The sequence below is a fragment of the Pseudomonas sp. BC42 genome (genome assembly GCF_021560055.1).
Classification (GTDB): domain Bacteria; phylum Pseudomonadota; class Gammaproteobacteria; order Pseudomonadales; family Pseudomonadaceae; genus Aquipseudomonas.
Window position 1 is genome coordinate 5,158,532 of sequence record NZ_CP091067.1, and the last position, 14,128, is coordinate 5,172,659.

General features: G+C 65.4%; 17 protein-coding genes. 9 read left to right on the forward strand and 8 right to left on the reverse strand.

What is annotated here, in order from left to right:
• Nucleotides 1-23: 23 nt before the first annotated feature.
• Both L1O02_RS23230 and L1O02_RS23235 read left to right on the forward strand, forming a co-directional pair.
• On the forward strand, nt 24-2,078 hold the full coding sequence (locus L1O02_RS23230) for a S9 family peptidase (RefSeq protein ID WP_235758786.1): 2,055 nt from the start codon (nt 24-26) through the stop codon (nt 2,076-2,078).
• 103 nt (nt 2,079-2,181) lie between these two features.
• On the forward strand, nt 2,182-2,655 hold the full coding sequence (locus L1O02_RS23235) for a cyclic nucleotide-binding domain-containing protein (RefSeq protein WP_060842753.1): 474 nt from the start codon (nt 2,182-2,184) through the stop codon (nt 2,653-2,655).
• Between the two features lie 167 nt (nt 2,656-2,822).
• On the opposite strand, the gene L1O02_RS23240 is transcribed toward L1O02_RS23235, so the two are convergent.
• Complete coding sequence (locus L1O02_RS23240; RefSeq protein WP_235758788.1) at nt 2,823-3,134, reverse strand: hypothetical protein; 312 nt, start codon at nt 3,132-3,134, stop codon at nt 2,823-2,825.
• A gap of 75 nt (nt 3,135-3,209) precedes the next feature.
• Between L1O02_RS23240 and L1O02_RS23245 the strand changes: the two genes are divergently transcribed.
• The 4 genes from L1O02_RS23245 (at nt 3,210) to L1O02_RS23260 (ending at nt 5,489) form a co-directional block, all read left to right on the forward strand.
• On the forward strand, nt 3,210-3,896 hold the full coding sequence (locus L1O02_RS23245) for a hypothetical protein (RefSeq protein WP_235758790.1): 687 nt from the start codon (nt 3,210-3,212) through the stop codon (nt 3,894-3,896).
• Between the two features lie 49 nt (nt 3,897-3,945).
• Nucleotides 3,946-4,323, forward strand: a complete 378-nt coding sequence (locus L1O02_RS23250) for a YajD family HNH nuclease (protein WP_011059841.1) — start codon at nt 3,946-3,948, stop codon at nt 4,321-4,323.
• A 245-nt stretch (nt 4,324-4,568) separates the two neighbouring features.
• A complete protein-coding gene (locus L1O02_RS23255; RefSeq protein ID WP_011059840.1) occupies nt 4,569-5,036 on the forward strand; it encodes an RNA methyltransferase in 468 nt (155 codons plus the stop codon).
• Nucleotides 5,037-5,117: 81 nt separating this feature from the next.
• Nucleotides 5,118-5,489, forward strand: a complete 372-nt coding sequence (locus tag L1O02_RS23260) for a DUF2892 domain-containing protein (protein WP_060838028.1) — start codon at nt 5,118-5,120, stop codon at nt 5,487-5,489.
• 60 nt (nt 5,490-5,549) lie between these two features.
• Here the strand turns inward: L1O02_RS23260 and L1O02_RS23265 are convergent, their stop codons facing one another.
• Together L1O02_RS23265 and L1O02_RS23270 are read right to left on the reverse strand one after the other, a co-directional pair.
• Entirely contained in the window at nt 5,550-6,785 is a 1,236-nt protein-coding gene (locus tag L1O02_RS23265) for a hypothetical protein (protein WP_060838027.1), read from the reverse strand.
• A 74-nt stretch (nt 6,786-6,859) separates the two neighbouring features.
• Nucleotides 6,860-7,309: a YcgN family cysteine cluster protein gene (locus tag L1O02_RS23270; RefSeq protein ID WP_108544703.1), complete on the reverse strand. Its 450-nt coding sequence runs from the start codon at nt 7,307-7,309 to the stop codon at nt 6,860-6,862.
• Between the two features lie 275 nt (nt 7,310-7,584).
• On the opposite strand from L1O02_RS23270, the gene L1O02_RS23275 reads away from it, so the two are divergent.
• A complete protein-coding gene (locus tag L1O02_RS23275) occupies nt 7,585-8,178 on the forward strand; it encodes a nitroreductase family protein (protein ID WP_060838026.1) in 594 nt (197 codons plus the stop codon).
• Between the two features lie 61 nt (nt 8,179-8,239).
• Here the strand turns inward: L1O02_RS23275 and L1O02_RS23280 are convergent, their stop codons facing one another.
• The 4 genes from L1O02_RS23280 to L1O02_RS23295 all read right to left on the reverse strand — a co-directional run bounded on the left by L1O02_RS23280 (nt 8,240) and on the right by L1O02_RS23295 (nt 11,500).
• Nucleotides 8,240-9,172 carry a D-2-hydroxyacid dehydrogenase gene (locus L1O02_RS23280; protein ID WP_235758792.1) on the reverse strand — a complete coding sequence of 311 codons (933 nt, stop codon included), beginning with the start codon at nt 9,170-9,172 and terminating at the stop codon, nt 8,240-8,242.
• 119 nt (nt 9,173-9,291) lie between these two features.
• On the reverse strand, nt 9,292-9,585 hold the full coding sequence (locus L1O02_RS23285; protein ID WP_016964446.1) for a YcgL domain-containing protein: 294 nt from the start codon (nt 9,583-9,585) through the stop codon (nt 9,292-9,294).
• Nucleotides 9,582-10,715, reverse strand: coding sequence for a ribonuclease D (gene rnd / locus L1O02_RS23290; RefSeq protein WP_060838024.1), 1,134 nt, complete (start codon nt 10,713-10,715; stop codon nt 9,582-9,584). Before rnd ends, L1O02_RS23285 begins: the two co-directional genes overlap by 4 nt.
• Nucleotides 10,716-10,837: 122 nt before the next feature.
• Complete coding sequence (locus tag L1O02_RS23295) at nt 10,838-11,500, reverse strand: class I SAM-dependent methyltransferase (protein WP_060838023.1); 663 nt, start codon at nt 11,498-11,500, stop codon at nt 10,838-10,840.
• Between the two features lie 181 nt (nt 11,501-11,681).
• On the opposite strand from L1O02_RS23295, the gene L1O02_RS23300 reads away from it, so the two are divergent.
• The gene (locus L1O02_RS23300) at nt 11,682-12,470 is read left to right on the forward strand and encodes a transporter substrate-binding domain-containing protein (RefSeq protein ID WP_060838022.1); all 789 of its coding nucleotides are present in this window, start codon (nt 11,682-11,684) and stop codon (nt 12,468-12,470) included.
• Here the strand turns inward: L1O02_RS23300 and cynR are convergent.
• Entirely contained in the window at nt 12,443-13,333 is an 891-nt protein-coding gene (cynR, locus tag L1O02_RS23305; protein WP_108544699.1) for a transcriptional regulator CynR, read from the reverse strand. The genes L1O02_RS23300 and cynR overlap by 28 nt on opposite strands.
• Before the next feature lie 108 nt (nt 13,334-13,441).
• Between cynR and L1O02_RS23310 the strand changes: the two genes are divergently transcribed.
• On the forward strand, nt 13,442-14,101 hold the full coding sequence (locus tag L1O02_RS23310) for a carbonic anhydrase (protein WP_060842749.1): 660 nt from the start codon (nt 13,442-13,444) through the stop codon (nt 14,099-14,101).
• Nucleotides 14,102-14,128: the final 27 nt, after the last annotated feature.

Below are 14,128 nucleotides of genomic sequence, written 5' to 3' on the forward strand. Positions count from 1 at the left end.
TTGTCATCGCCCGAGAGCCACCCATGCCCTTACCCGCCAACGACAGCAGTGCCCCGATTGCCCACAAGGCCGATGGCGCTGACCCGTATGCCTGGCTGCAGGAACGCGACACCGACGCGGTGCTCGATTACCTGAAGGCTGAAAACAGCTACCTCGACGCCCAGCTGGCGCACCAGGCGCCGCTGCGCGAGACGCTGTTCCAGGAGATCAAGGGCCGGATCCTCGAAACCGACCTGTCCCTGCCATCGCCCTGGGGCCCGTACCTGTACTACACCCGCACCACCGCCGGTGACGAATACGCTCGCCACTACCGCTGCCCGCGCCCGGCGGACGACAGCCTGACGGTCGACGAAAGCCGCGAGCAACTGCTGCTGGACCCCAACGCCCTGGCCAATGGCGGCTTTTTCTCCCTGGGCGCCTTCAGCATCAGCCCCGACCACCAGCGCCTGGCCTACAGCCTCGACACCACCGGCGAGGAAATCTACACCCTGTTCGTCAAGGAGCTGTCCACCGGCAAGGTCAGCGAACTGTCCTTCGACAACTGCGATGGCAGCATGACCTGGGCCAACGACAGCCTGACCCTGTTCTTTGGCGAGCTGGACGACACTCACCGCCCGCACAAACTGTTGCGCTACCGCCTGGACGGCACGGCCGCCGAAGAAGTGTTCCACGAGCCGGACGGGCGCTTCTTCCTGCACTGCTACCGCTCAAGCTCCGAGCGCCAGTTGCTGCTGTCCCTGGGCAGCAAGACCACCGGCGAGACCTGGGTCCTGGACGCCGCGCGGCCGGAGCAGCCCTTTACCTGCATGGCGCCTCGGGTCGAAGGCCATGAATACGATGTCGACCATGGCCAGCTCGACGGCCAGTGGACCTGGTTCATCCGCAGCAATCGCGAAGGCATCAACTTCGCCCTCTACCAGGCCGCGGACAACGGCGCGATCCCCGAGCAAGACCACTGGCAACTGCTGGTGCCGCACAACCCCGAGGTGATGCTCGATGGCGTGACCCTCAACGCCGGCGCCATGACCCTGAGCCTGCGCGAAGGCGGCCTGCCGATCATCGAAGTGCACCCACAAGGCCTGCCGGCGTATCGTGTTCAACTGCCGGATGCCGCCTACAGCCTGCATGTGCAGAACAGCCTGGAGTTTTCCAGCTCGCGCATCCGCCTGCGCTACGAGGCGCTCAATCGCCCGGCCCAGGTGCGCCAGTTGCAACTGGCCGACGGCCAGCAGCAGGTGCTCAAGGAAACCCCGGTGCTGGGCCCCTTCGATGCCGACGCCTACGTCAGCCAGCGCCTCTGGGCCACCGCGGCCGACGGCACCCAAGTGCCCATCAGCCTGGTGGTCAAGCGCGAGTGCCTGGGCCGGCCGACGCCCCTGTACCTCTACGGCTACGGCGCCTATGGCGAGAGCCTCGACCCCTGGTTCTCCCACGCGCGCCTGAGCCTGCTCGATCGCGGTGTGGCCTTTGCCATCGCCCACGTGCGCGGCGGCGGCGAACTGGGCGAAGCCTGGTACCGCGCCGGCAAGCAGGAACACAAGCAGAACACCTTCAGCGACTTCATCGCCTGTGCCGAACACCTGATCGCCCAGGGCCGAACCAGCGCCCAACAGCTGGCCATCAGCGGCGGCAGCGCCGGCGGCCTACTGATCGGCGCGGTGCTCAACCAGCGCCCCGAACTGTTCCGGGTGGCCATCGCCGAAGTGCCCTTCGTCGATGTGCTCAACACCATGCTCGATCCGGAGCTGCCGCTGACCGTCACCGAATACGACGAATGGGGCAACCCCGAGGAGCCGGAAGTCCATGAGCGGATCAAGGCCTACGCGCCCTACGAGAACGTCCGCGCCCAGGCCTACCCGGCCACCCTGGTGATCGCCGGCTACAACGACAGTCGCGTGCAGTACTGGGAAGCGGCCAAATGGGTGGCTCGGCTGCGGGCCACCAAGACCGACGATAACCCGCTGCTGCTCAAGACCGAACTCGGCGCCGGGCATGGCGGCATGAGCGGTCGTTACCAGGGATTACGTGACGTAGCCCTCGAATATGCCTTTGTCCTGAACATTCTGGGCCTGGGCTGAGGAACTCTCGGCGGCGCTTCTGTCTTAAACCAGGACCGCCGCCGGCAAATGCCGGACCGGGCTCGCGCCCGCGCAACAGACACAAGAAAAAGACCCTGATCCCATGTCCGAACCCACCTTACTGAACAACGAGATCCGCGACTGGCTGATGGACTGCGGCCTGTTCGATCAACTGCTGCCCGCCGACTTCAACGCGGCGGCCGGCTACTTCAGCATCAGCAGCATCGCCCAGGGCCAGGCGATCTTCCGCGAGGGCGATGCCGGCAGCTTCATGTGCATCATCCACAGCGGCCAGGTGTCCGTGCAAAAGAGCACCCTGGACGGCCAGCCCCTGACCATCGCCACTCTGCGCAGCGGCCGGGCCTTTGGCGAGATGGCGGTACTCGATGGCGAACGGCGCTCGGCCACTTGCGTGGCGGCCAGTGATTGCCAGTTGCTCAACCTGGGCAAGGACTCCCTGGAGAAGATGCTCAACGAAGCGCCGAAGATCGCCGCCAAGATCATCCGCGCCCTGGCCGTGTCGCTGTCCAAGCGTCTGCGCATGGCCGACGGACAATTGCTCGCACAACAGATCTGAGCCACGGGATACCCAACCTGTGGCGAGGGAGCTTGCTCCCGCTGGGTGGCGTAGCCGCCCCAAAGGCCACCACCCGGTTTCAACCGTCACAACGCGGACTCAGCTAATGCGGCCGCTACGCAGCCGAGCGGGAGCAAGCTCCCTCGCCACATAGGCCGGTTCAGGCATTAACCCTGGACCTTGGCCTTGTTGTCGTTCTGCTCCAGCCCCGGCAGGGTCTGGTCCTTGGGTGGCTTGGGCATGTCGATCGGCGGCAGCAGGGGCGCGCTGCCACTGCTGCCGGCTTTGGGCGTGCTGGGTGGGGTCACTTGCGGATAAGGCGTGGGCGTTGCGGTGCCCGGGGTGCCGAGATTGGGCGTCGGGGTCACCACCGGGGCGCTTTGCGGCTCGTCGGCCAGGGCCGGGCCGGCACTCAGCGCCAGGGCGGCGGTCAGGGCGAGCGCCGCTTGGGCAATCACCGTTAGAATAGTGCGCTTCATCAATGGCTCCATTGCTATTGTCTGGCGTCAGGCTACTCCCAACCGGGAGGTTTTGCCTTCCTCAATGAGATCCCCATGAAACGTTTCGTACTGCTGGACACTACTCCGATTCCTGAAAGCGGCGGTGCCTTGTGCCTGTTCGAATACGGTGAGGATTTCGTCATCAAGATCCAGGGCGGCGACGGCGGCCAGTTGATGAACACCCGCATGCACGGCTCCGAGGACGCCCTGGCGCAGATCCCTTGCAGCAAGGTCGCCGGGCGCCCGAACTCGCGGGTGCTGATCGGCGGCCTGGGCATGGGCTTCACCCTGGCCGCGGCCCTCAAGCACCTGGGCCAGAACGCCGAGGTGGTGGTCGCCGAGCTGGTGCCCGGGGTGGTGGAATGGAACCGCGGCCCGCTCGGGGAAAAGTCCGGCCGACCGCTGCTGGACCCGCGCACGGTGATCCGCCTGGAAGACGTGGCCAAGGTCCTGCAAGCCGAGCCCCAGGGTTTTGACGCAATCATGCTCGACGTCGACAACGGCCCCGAAGGCCTGACCCAGAAAGCCAACAGCTGGCTCTACTCCAGCGCCGGCCTCGCCGCCTGCTCCCGGGCGCTGCGGCCCAAGGGCATCCTCGCGGTATGGTCCGCCAGCGCCGACCAGAAATTCTCCGAGCGCCTGCGCAAGGCCGGCTTCAAGGCCGAGCAAGTGCAGGTGTTCGCCCACGGCAATCGCGGCACCCGGCACACCATCTGGATTGCCGAGAAGCTCAAGGCCTGAGCTAAACTTCGTCCATTACCGTCATTAGTCCTTCTACAAAGGTGAACCCATGAGTTCGTCCACTCCCCCGTCCAACACCGCCAAGCTGGACCGTATCCTTGCCGACGCCCAGCGCGACCGGGAAATGGGCTACCGCGACAAGGCACTGAAGATGTACCCCCACGTCTGCGGCCGCTGCGCCCGGGAATTCTCCGGCAAGCGCCTGAGCGAGCTGACCGTGCACCACCGCGATCACAACCACGACAACAACCCCCAGGACGGCTCCAACTGGGAGCTGTTGTGCCTGTACTGCCACGACAACGAGCACTCGCGCTACACCGACCAGCAGTACTTCGGCGAAGGCTCGCTGAGCACGCCGAAAGTCGCCAAGGCGACCCACAACCCGTTCGCCGCCCTGGCCGGGTTGATGAAGAAAGACCCGGAGTGAGTGCCGACAGCCGGGCCCTGCGCTAACGATCCCTGTATGGAAAACCCTGTGGCGAGGGAGCTTGCTCCCACGGGGTCGCAAAGCGGCCCCAAAAACCGCCACCAGGGCTTTTCAGCCACTGCGCCAGTGCCGTCCAGGGGAGTGCTGCGCACTCCAGCGGGAGCAAGCGCCCTCGCCACAACAAGCCCCCGAGCGGTGGGCAATCTCCGTATAATCGCGCTCTTTTCCCCCAAGGCTTCCTGCTCGTGGCAAACAAAAGGTACAGCTGCATCGGTTTGTATAACCCCAAGTCGCCGGAGAACGTCGGTTCGGTGATGCGTGCCGCCGGCTGCTATGGCGTCGCCTCGGTGTTCTACACCGGCAAGCGCTATGAGCGTGCCCGCGACTTCGTCACCGACACCAAGAAGGTCCACCAGGACATTCCCCTGATCGGCATCGACGACCTGAAGAAAATCCTCCCCCTGGGCTGCATCCCGGTGGCCGTGGAACTGGTGGAAGGCGCCCGCCCGCTGCCGGAATACACCCACCCGGATCGCGCGCTGTACATCTTCGGCCCGGAAGACGGCTCCCTCGACAAGGAGATCCGCGACTGGTGCGAGGACGTGGTCTATATCCCCACCACCGGCTGCATGAACCTGGCCGCCACGGTCAACGTGGTGCTCTACGACCGCCTGGCCAAAGGCAACAACACCCGCTCCGGGCCCAAGTTCTGAAGGCACGCCGGACAATTGGCGGGAACCCCCGTGCCCCAGGTGCAGTCAGCTGCATACCCTTATGTCCTTTGGAGACAGATCATGAGCGAGCGCAAACAGCTGCAAACCATCGAGCCGGCCCCGTTGTCCAGTCAGCCGACACAGAACGTCCAGGGTTGGGAACGCATCGGCTCCCTGGCGGGGGGTGTGGTGATGCTGGGCAAGGGCCTGCGCCGCGGCGGCCTGTTCGGCCTGATTCAGGTGGCCATTGGCGGCGTGGCCCTGGCCCGCGGGATCAGTGGCCACAGCTCGGCCAAGAGCCTGCTGGAAAAAGGCCGCCAGGACCTGCATCAGGTGCGGACCAAGATCGAGCGCGCCGGTGATGAACTGCGCAACCTGAAGGCCAATGCCGAGGCCGCCGGGCGCAATGCCAAGGCCGCCAGCAACGATGCCGTGAAAACGCCCAAGGCCTGAGCTTGCGCCGTCCGCTGCGGACACCCGGGACCGGCTCCCGGGTCCTGGCGGCTCTTCGGCTCAGTGCAGCAAGGGGCTGTCGAGCACCTTGGACGATTCCCCCAGCACGCTTTCGCTCAGCTTGATGAATTCGGCGGTGCTGACGCTCTGCAGGCGCATCGCCCCTTGCAGCACATCGTCCAGTGAGCGTTTGTTGCGGGTCTTGAGGCGGATTTCCCGGTCCAGTTCCTGCAACAGCAACACCGCCTTGGCCACCGTGGCGCTGTCCACCTGTTCGCCCCGCAGGCTGCTGACCTTGTGGCTGTCCTTGATCAGGTGCTGGTGCAGAACCTGATAACGCTCGTCACTGATGCCACCCGCGCGGCGCAGCAATTCAATGGCGTAGTACTCGGCCAGGCCTTCGCTGATCCAGTCGCTGCGCTGGCTGTCGTTGATGCGCGCCAACGACTGCACCAGCTCGCGCAGCAAAGGACTGCTGCCGCTCTCGCTGACCAGCGGCAGGCGACTGTGGAGGAACAGCGAATCGCGCCCGGCCAGGCTGCCCCGCCACATCGGATCGGCGGCACCGACAATCAGCAACTTGCCCGGCTGGCGGGGAAACACCGCCTGCACTTGCGGCCAGACAAAGGTCAGCAGCGTCAGCACATCCATGCGCCGCATGCCCTGGCCCAGGGGCGAGGCAACGCTGACCTCGGTGGCCCCCAGGCGCGTGCGGCGGCTGCCCAGGTTGCCGGCCAGCATCCAGCCGGTGGGGCGGTCGAACAGGCGCGAGGGGTTGTCGATGCGGAAGCGGTTCTTGCCGATGCGTGGCCAGGCGGTCTCGATGCTCTTCCAGCCGGCGGGCAAATCGAAGTCCAGACGCGACACCAGCTCGACCCCGTCCTGCTGGTCGATACGGGCCGGCGGCACCAGGGTTTCGCCGCGCAGCAGCGCCCAGTTGGCGCTGCTGCGGCTGTCGTAGCTGCCCTTCTTGATGCTGTGGCTCAGGCGCACCCGGTAGCTGAGGCTGGCGCTGCCACGGGCCGGACGCCAGATACCGCGCTGGCCCCCGCCATCGGCGGCGGCCGCCTGCCATTGACCGTCGGCCTTGAAGTCGCTGTAGTCGCCGTCCTGGCCCAGGTCGAAATCCAGGCTGCGCAGTGCCGAGCCCTCGGCCAGGGTCAGGCGCACTTCGGCCTGATCGCTCTGAGGCAGAAAACGCACGTGATAATTCAGATCGACCTTGTTCGCCGCCAAGGCCGATGCGCTCATCGCCAGCAGCGCCGCGACCAGCGCCAGCTTCGCCCCCACCCTCATACCCACTCCTTGCTTGGCAGGCTGCTGGCGCTCAAGCGAGCGTCGGCAGCATCCGAGGCCTGCGCAGCGAATCCTCAACCTGCGCGAAAAATCAGATGATCCTCCCAGTCCTCCTCCGCCACGCTGCCTTCGGCCAGCATGCGCCCGGACTGGGAAATACGTTCGTGGTGCACGGCATCGCGATCGCCACACACCAGGTGGTGCCAGAGCGGCAGGTCCTTGCCTTCGCTGACCAGGCGGTAGCCACAGGTGGGCGGCAGCCACTTGAACTCCTCGGCCTTGCCCGGCGTCAGCTGAATGCAGTCAGGCACCGACGCGCGACGGTTGGCGTAGTCGCTGCACTGGCAGGTTTTCAGGTCCAGCAGTTTGCAGGCGATGCGCGTGTAATAGACGCTGTTGTCGTCCTCGTCCTCAAGCTTTTGCAGGCAGCACAGGCCACAGCCATCGCACAACGACTCCCATTCGTCCTGGTCGAGTTGTTCGAGGGTTTTGCGTATCCAGAAAGGTTCGACTTTGGCGGCCATGGCTCAAGCATCAGTATCCGAGGGTGAAAAGGCCGCCAGTCTAGTGCCGAAGCCCCCGCCGGCCAAGCGCTAGCGACTGCCGGTAGCCCGAGACTTGTCAGCAGGCCATGGGCACAGTAGCTTTGCCCCCCGGACCGCCCCGCGTCCGTGTGCCATGAACGCTCGACCGCGTTGCACCGGGCCGACCGCACGGGGGTCAGGAATACCCCTTCGCTCAGCTGATCTGCGCTTGCCGGTTTATTCCACTCTTCTCACTTGCTGCCAGGAGTTTTTCCATGAGCGCCAATCCTCGCGTTGCCGATTACGCCATCCACCCGCAGTTCACCCAGCGCTGGTCACCACGGGCCTTCACCGGCGAAAGCATCCCGGAAGAAACCCTGCTGAGCTTCTTCGAGGCCGCGCGCTGGGCGCCTTCGGCCTACAACTCGCAGCCCTGGCGCTTTCTCTATGCCCGGCGCGACACGCCGAACTGGGAACGCTTCCTCGGCCTGCTCAACGAATTCAACCGTGGCTGGGCGCAGCACGCCTCGGCCCTGGTGATCGTGATGTCCAAGACCACCTTCACCGCCCCGGGCGCCACGGAAGAGTCCCCGGCGCTGTGGCACACCTTCGACACCGGCTCGGCATGGGGCCACCTGGCGCTGCAGGCGAGCCTGAGTGGCTGGCACACCCACGGCATGGCCGGCTTCGACCAGGAACTGACTCGCAAGGAGCTGAAGATTCCCGAAGGCTATGCCCTGCATGCCGCCGTGGCGGTGGGCAAGCTGGGAGACAAGTCGACCCTGGCCGAATACCTACAGGCCCGGGAAGAGCCAAGCCCGCGTCGCCCCCTGAGCGAAACCGTGGCCGAAGGCGACTTCAGCCTTTAAAGCAGCCCCAAGTCGGTAGCGTCAAGCTTGAAGCTACCGGCTTGAAGCTTGGCGCTGGGTTCTAGTAGCCGCGAGCGAAATCCACTTCGCCGCGCAAGGCCTGCCTGGCCTTGTAGGCCCGCAGGTTGTCGACAAACAGCTGCACCATCAATTCCGGCGAAGTCGGCGCCGAACTGTGGCCGGTCAGCAGCAAGCCCCAGGCGGTCCAGAACGGGTGCCGTTGCGGCAGCGGTTCCTGGCGGCAGACATCGATCACCGCCCCGGCCAGATGGCCATCCTTGAGGGCCTGCACCAGGTCCGCATCGACCACGGAAACGCCGCGCCCGACATTGATGAACAGCCCGGTGGGCTTGAACTGCCTGAACAGCGCGGCGTCATACAGGTCGTGGGTGCTGGGGGTGTTGGGCAACAGGTTGACCACGTAATCCACTTCCCCCACCAACCGTCCCAGGTCTTGCAGGCCGGCCACTTCGATAAAGGGCGCCTGCTCCCGGGCCTGGCTGGCGATGCCGTACAGCTTGACCCCGAACGGCACCAGGAACTGCGCCACGCTCTGGCCGATGTCGCCGGTGCCGACGATCAGCACCTTGCGTCCCACCAGGCTCTGGCCCAGGCGGTTGTCCCACTTGCGCTCCACCTGGCTGACCAGTCGCGCCAGCACTTCACGCTCATGGCCGAGGATGTAGGTCAGCACGTACTCGGCCATCACCTGACCAAAGATCCCCACCGCCCGGGTCAGGCGGTAATGCCGGGGCAAACCGTCGGCCAGCAGCGGAGTGATGCCGGCCCAGGTGGATTGCAACCACTGGGGCTGGTGCCCCTGGCGCAACAGGGTTGCCAGCAGGTCCGGCTGTCCCAGCCAGACCGGGCAATCGGCCGCCAGCCGCGACAGTTCGGCGGAGTCGCCGCTGGTCAGCACTTCCAGCTCCGGGGCCGCCTGACGCAACAGGCGGGCATAAACAGCGTGATCGTGTTCGGCAATCAGAACGCGCATGGCTCAAACCTTAAAAACGGTGCAGGTCGCCGCCGACGGAGTTTCGCTCCATCGATCAAGGCGGCGGCCAGGTCAGTCAGTTTGCATCTAACAGCGGCTCGGGACCGAGCCGCTACGGGTCAGACCGGATCATTGCGACGCAGCAGCTCTTCGGGCAAATGCTCGATGTACTCGTCTTCGGCCGGCGGCATCTGCAGGTGATAACCCTGCTTCTCGAGGTTCTCCAGCACCTGGTGGATATCTTCCCGGGACAGCTTGCGCTCCGGGGTCAGGACCAGGTCGAAGGCATGTTGCGGCTTGCCGAAAGCCAGCAGCAGGTTTTCCGGCACGCGTTCCAGGGCCTCGCTCTTGAGGACGTAGAGGTACATCTCGTTCTTGCGCGGGCTTTTATAAATGGAGCAGATACGTTTCAAGGCTGTTCTCCGGCGGTGGCCAGGCTGTCCAGCAGCGCCTGGCCCATCAATTCGCGACGCCAGCCACGCAGCGAATCAGGCAATTGGTAAGGCCCGTTGGGGAAACCGCTCTTGAGCAGGCTTTCCAGGGTTTTCTTGCGCAGCATGACTTCCGGGGCGATGCCCAGGCGCTCGGCCTCGACCTGGCCCACGGCCTTGAGGCGCTTGAGCAGGGCCGCGGCTTCGATCGGCAACGGCTCGGGGACGGCCGGCGGCCACTGATCCGGGCCCAGGGCGGCGGTGCGCTTGATCAGGTCAAGGAGAAACTCACCGTCCTGGCGCACGGTACGCGGGTGCATGTCTTCGATCTTGGCCAGCGCCGACAGGGTGTCGGGCTGGGTCTTGGCCAGGGGCCAGAGGGCGTGTTCACGCACGATGCGGTTACGCGGCAAGTCCCGGGCACGGGCTTCACGCTCGCGCCAGGCACAGAGTTCGCGCAGCACCGCCAACTGGGCACGGGACAGTTTCCAGGCCAGCTTGGCCTCGCGATAGACCTCGTAGGGGTCCACTTCACGGCGCAGGTTGGCCACCAGCTCGGCACCGTCTTCCAGCACCCAGCGGTACTTGTCAGCCGACAGTTTGGGGCGCAGCTCGGTGAACACCTGAGCCAGGTGCACCGCGTCTTCGGCGGCGTAGCTGACCTGAGTCTGCGACAGCGGGCGCTGCAGCCAGTCGGACCGGGTTTCGCCCTTGGGCAACTCGATGCCCAGGACTTCCTGCACCAGGCGCGAATAGCCCATGGAGAAACCCAGGTTCAGGTAGGCGGCCGCCAGTTGGGTGTCGAACAATGGCGCCGGCAGGCTGCCGGTCAGACGCAGCAGGACTTCGAGGTCCTCGCTGCAGGCGTGCACCACCTTGACCACGGCCGGGTTCTCCAGCAGGGCCGCCAGGGGCTGCCAGTTGTCGATGGTCAAAGGATCAATCAGGTAGGCGCGCTGTCCATCGCCGATCTGCAACAGGGCGGCGATGGGGTAAAAAGTGTCGACCCGCATGAATTCGGTGTCGAGGGCGACGAAGGGCAATTGCTGCCACTGGGCACAAAGCTGACCGAGGCTATCGTTGTCGCGAATCCAATGTATATCGATGGCCACACGGCTCTCCCTTGAAGAATGGCGCGCAGTATATATCGCCGCCGGAGATTTCTGAGCATTCGCCCGACAAGAGCAAGTGCGAAACCTTCTACCGGAGGGCAAGAATAGTCCGAGAGTTGCAACTAACTGTGTTTTCTGAGGACGTAGACCCGCAAGGCTCCAAAGCCGGGCAGCAGATCCTGATGGCCCAGGACCTCAAAATCGGCCTGCTTGAACTCGCCTTCCAGCAGCCCCTTGCTCACCGGGCGCAAGGCCGCAGGCCCGGCCGACGCGGCCCCGCGCACGTTCACCAGCGGCTCGACCCGGGTGGCGATGATCACCGAGTCACGGCTGACCCGATGGAACTCCTGCAGCAGGGCCAGGCGGTCCTCGCTGTGACTCACATGGGCGAAGAGCTGCATGCAGATGATGCTGTCCACCGCATTGGCCGGCAGGCCGATGTCGAACGCCGAACTGTGGAAGGTCTTGACCCGTCGCATCAGGCTGGCCGGATGGTGGGTCTGGGCATGATTGAGCATGTCCTGGGAAGGGTCCGCCGCCAGGATCACCCGATTGCCATGCTCGGCCAGCACCGGCCAGTAACGCCCGGCGCCGCAGGCCACGTCCAGAATCAGCCCCGGTTCCCCGGCCAGGTTCAGCGCATGACGGACCAGGCACGCCATACGCCAGTGCGCCAGACGTGCGCCAAGCCCGGCAGGCCGAGGCTCGCCGCAAACGCGCGCATGCTCCTGGTCGTAACGCCGAGCGAACTCCAGTTCGATGGACGGTGGGGGGTGGGACGACATGACTGGCGAGCTCTTGTGGGTATCCAGAGGTCACAGATTAACCAGTCGTTCGTGAAAAAAAGGTCGAAAGCCCGCAGACCTTTCTGTCCTGGTGCTGAACAACACCCCGCTTGCCCGCCCTCGGCCGGGCACCAATAATGCCCCGGCACCCTGCCCCGCCCGCCACTCAAGGATCGACCCCATGCTCCGCCGCTTCCTGCTCTGCACCCTGTTGGGCCTCAGTGCCCCCGCCCTCAGCTTCGCCCAGGACGCCAGCTCGCGCCTGGACCAGGTGCTCGAGCGCGGCCAGTTGAAGGTCTGCACCACCGGCGACTACAAGCCCTACAGCTACCTGCGCGACGATGGCCAGTACGAAGGCATCGACATTGACATGGCCCAATCCCTGGCCAAGAGCCTGGGGGTCCGGGTGAAGTGGATCAGCACCACCTGGAAGAGCCTGATGGCCGACTTCCACAGCCAGCAGTGCGACATCGCCGTGGGCGGTATTTCGGTGTCCCTGGAGCGGCAGAAAACGGCCTTCTTCAGTCAGCCCCTGGGCATCGACGGCAAGATTCCCCTGGTGCGCTGCCAGGACCTCAAGCGCTATGAAACCCTGGAGCAGATCAACCAGCCCTCGGTGCGCCTGATCGAACCGCCGGGCGGCACCAACGAAATCTTCGCCCGGGCGCACGCCCCCAAGGCCAACCTGATCCTGTTCGCCGACAACGTGAAGATCTTCGATCAATTGCTGAGCCGGCAGGCCGACGTGATGATCACCGACGCCTCGGAGGCGCGCTTCCAGCAGAAACACAAGCCGGGGCTGTGCGCGGTCCATCCCGAGCGCTACCTGCAATACAGCGAGAAGGCCTTCCTCCTGCCCCGGGACGACATGGCCTGGAAAAGCTATGTCGACCAGTGGCTGCACCTGAGCAAGGCCACCGGCGCCTATGACCAGGTGGTGAATCAGTGGCTGGCGGCGCCTGCGCCCTGATCCAGCAGCATCTGCCGGAAGGCCTGGCTGGCGGCGCTGCGGTAGGCGCCACGGCGTCCCAGCAGCACCACGCGGCGCGGCGCCAGCGCTGGCTGCAGCGCCAGGGTGCGCAGCCCCGGCTGCTCCCGGGCAATCGAGCTGGGCAGGATGGTCGCCAACTGCCCGTGCCGGACCATCTCGACAATCGCGCTGACCGCATTGGCTTCGGCGGCAATCCGCGGTGCAATGCCCTGCTGCCGGCAATACAGGTCGATATGCTGGCGGGTGGCGAAATCGCCACTGAGCAGCACCAGGGACTGACGGCCCAGGGCCTCGGCCGTCAGGGGCAGGTGGTCCGGCTGCGGGTACTGCGGGCCGACCATCAGGCTCAGGGTCTCGGTGAACAGCGCCTGGCTGTCGATCTCCGCCAGGTGCTCGCCGGCAAAGGCGATCGCCAGGTCCAGGCGGTCCTCGGCCAGGGCCGCTTCCAGGCGGTCCTGAGGCATTTCCTCGATGCTCAGGTCGATGCCTGGGTAGCGCTGCTGAAAGCGGCTGAGCAAGGGCCCGGCCAGGTAGGCGGTGAACGTCGGGGTCAGCGCCAGGCGCAACGAGCCGCGGCTCAGGTCCTGCACATCGTGGATCGCCCGCTTGGCCGCTTGCAGGTCCTGCAGTGCGCGCCGGGCATAGGCGACATAGGCCTGGCCCGCGTCGGTGAGGCGCACGCTGCGCCCGGAGCGATCGAACAGCGCCGCGCCCAGCGCTTCCTCCAATTGCTTGATCTGCTGCGACAGGGTCGGCTGCGACACATGCAGCGCCTCGGCGGCGCGGGTGAAGTTGCAGTGCTCGGCCACGGCCAGCAGGTAACGGATATGACGCAGCAGCATGCAGGCTCCAACTATAGGCTGTACTTATGGGGAGCATAATAAGCCGGTCTTGGACGCTATAGCTGAAAACTTCCATCCTTGCCCCATCAGCGACGCAAGGAGAACCCCATGCAGACCATCATCGACGGCTTCCTCAAGTTCCAGCGCGAGGCCTTTCCACAACGCAGTGCCCTGTTCAAGCAACTGGCCAGCACCCAGAGCCCCGGCACCCTGTTCATCACCTGTTCCGACAGCCGGGTAGTGCCCGAGCTGCTGACCCAGCAGGAGCCCGGCGACCTGTTCGTGATCCGCAACGCCGGAAACATCGTGCCCAGCTACGGCCCCGAGCCGGGCGGCGTGTCGGCCACCGTGGAATATGCCGTCGCGGTGCTGGGGGTCAGCGACATCGTCATCTGCGGCCACTCCGACTGCGGCGCGATGACCGCCATCGCCAACTGCACATGCCTCGACCACCTGCCCGCCGTCGCCAACTGGCTGCGCCACGCCGAGTCGGCCAAGGTGATCAACGCCGCCCGCCAGCACGCCTCGCCGGCCGCCCACCTGGACGCCCTGGTGCGCGACAACGTGATTGCCCAGTTGGCCAACCTCAAGACCCACCCCGCGGTGGCCCTGGCCCTGGAACAGGGGCGGCTGAACCTGCATGGCTGGGTCTATGACATCGAAAGCGGCGCCATCGCCGCCCTCGACGGCAACCACCGACGCTTCGTGTCCCTGGCCGAGCATCCGCACACCTGTGCCCTGGCCAGCCAACCTTCCAGCGCTGCCTGAGCCGCTGCCCTTTCGTCACCCAAGAGG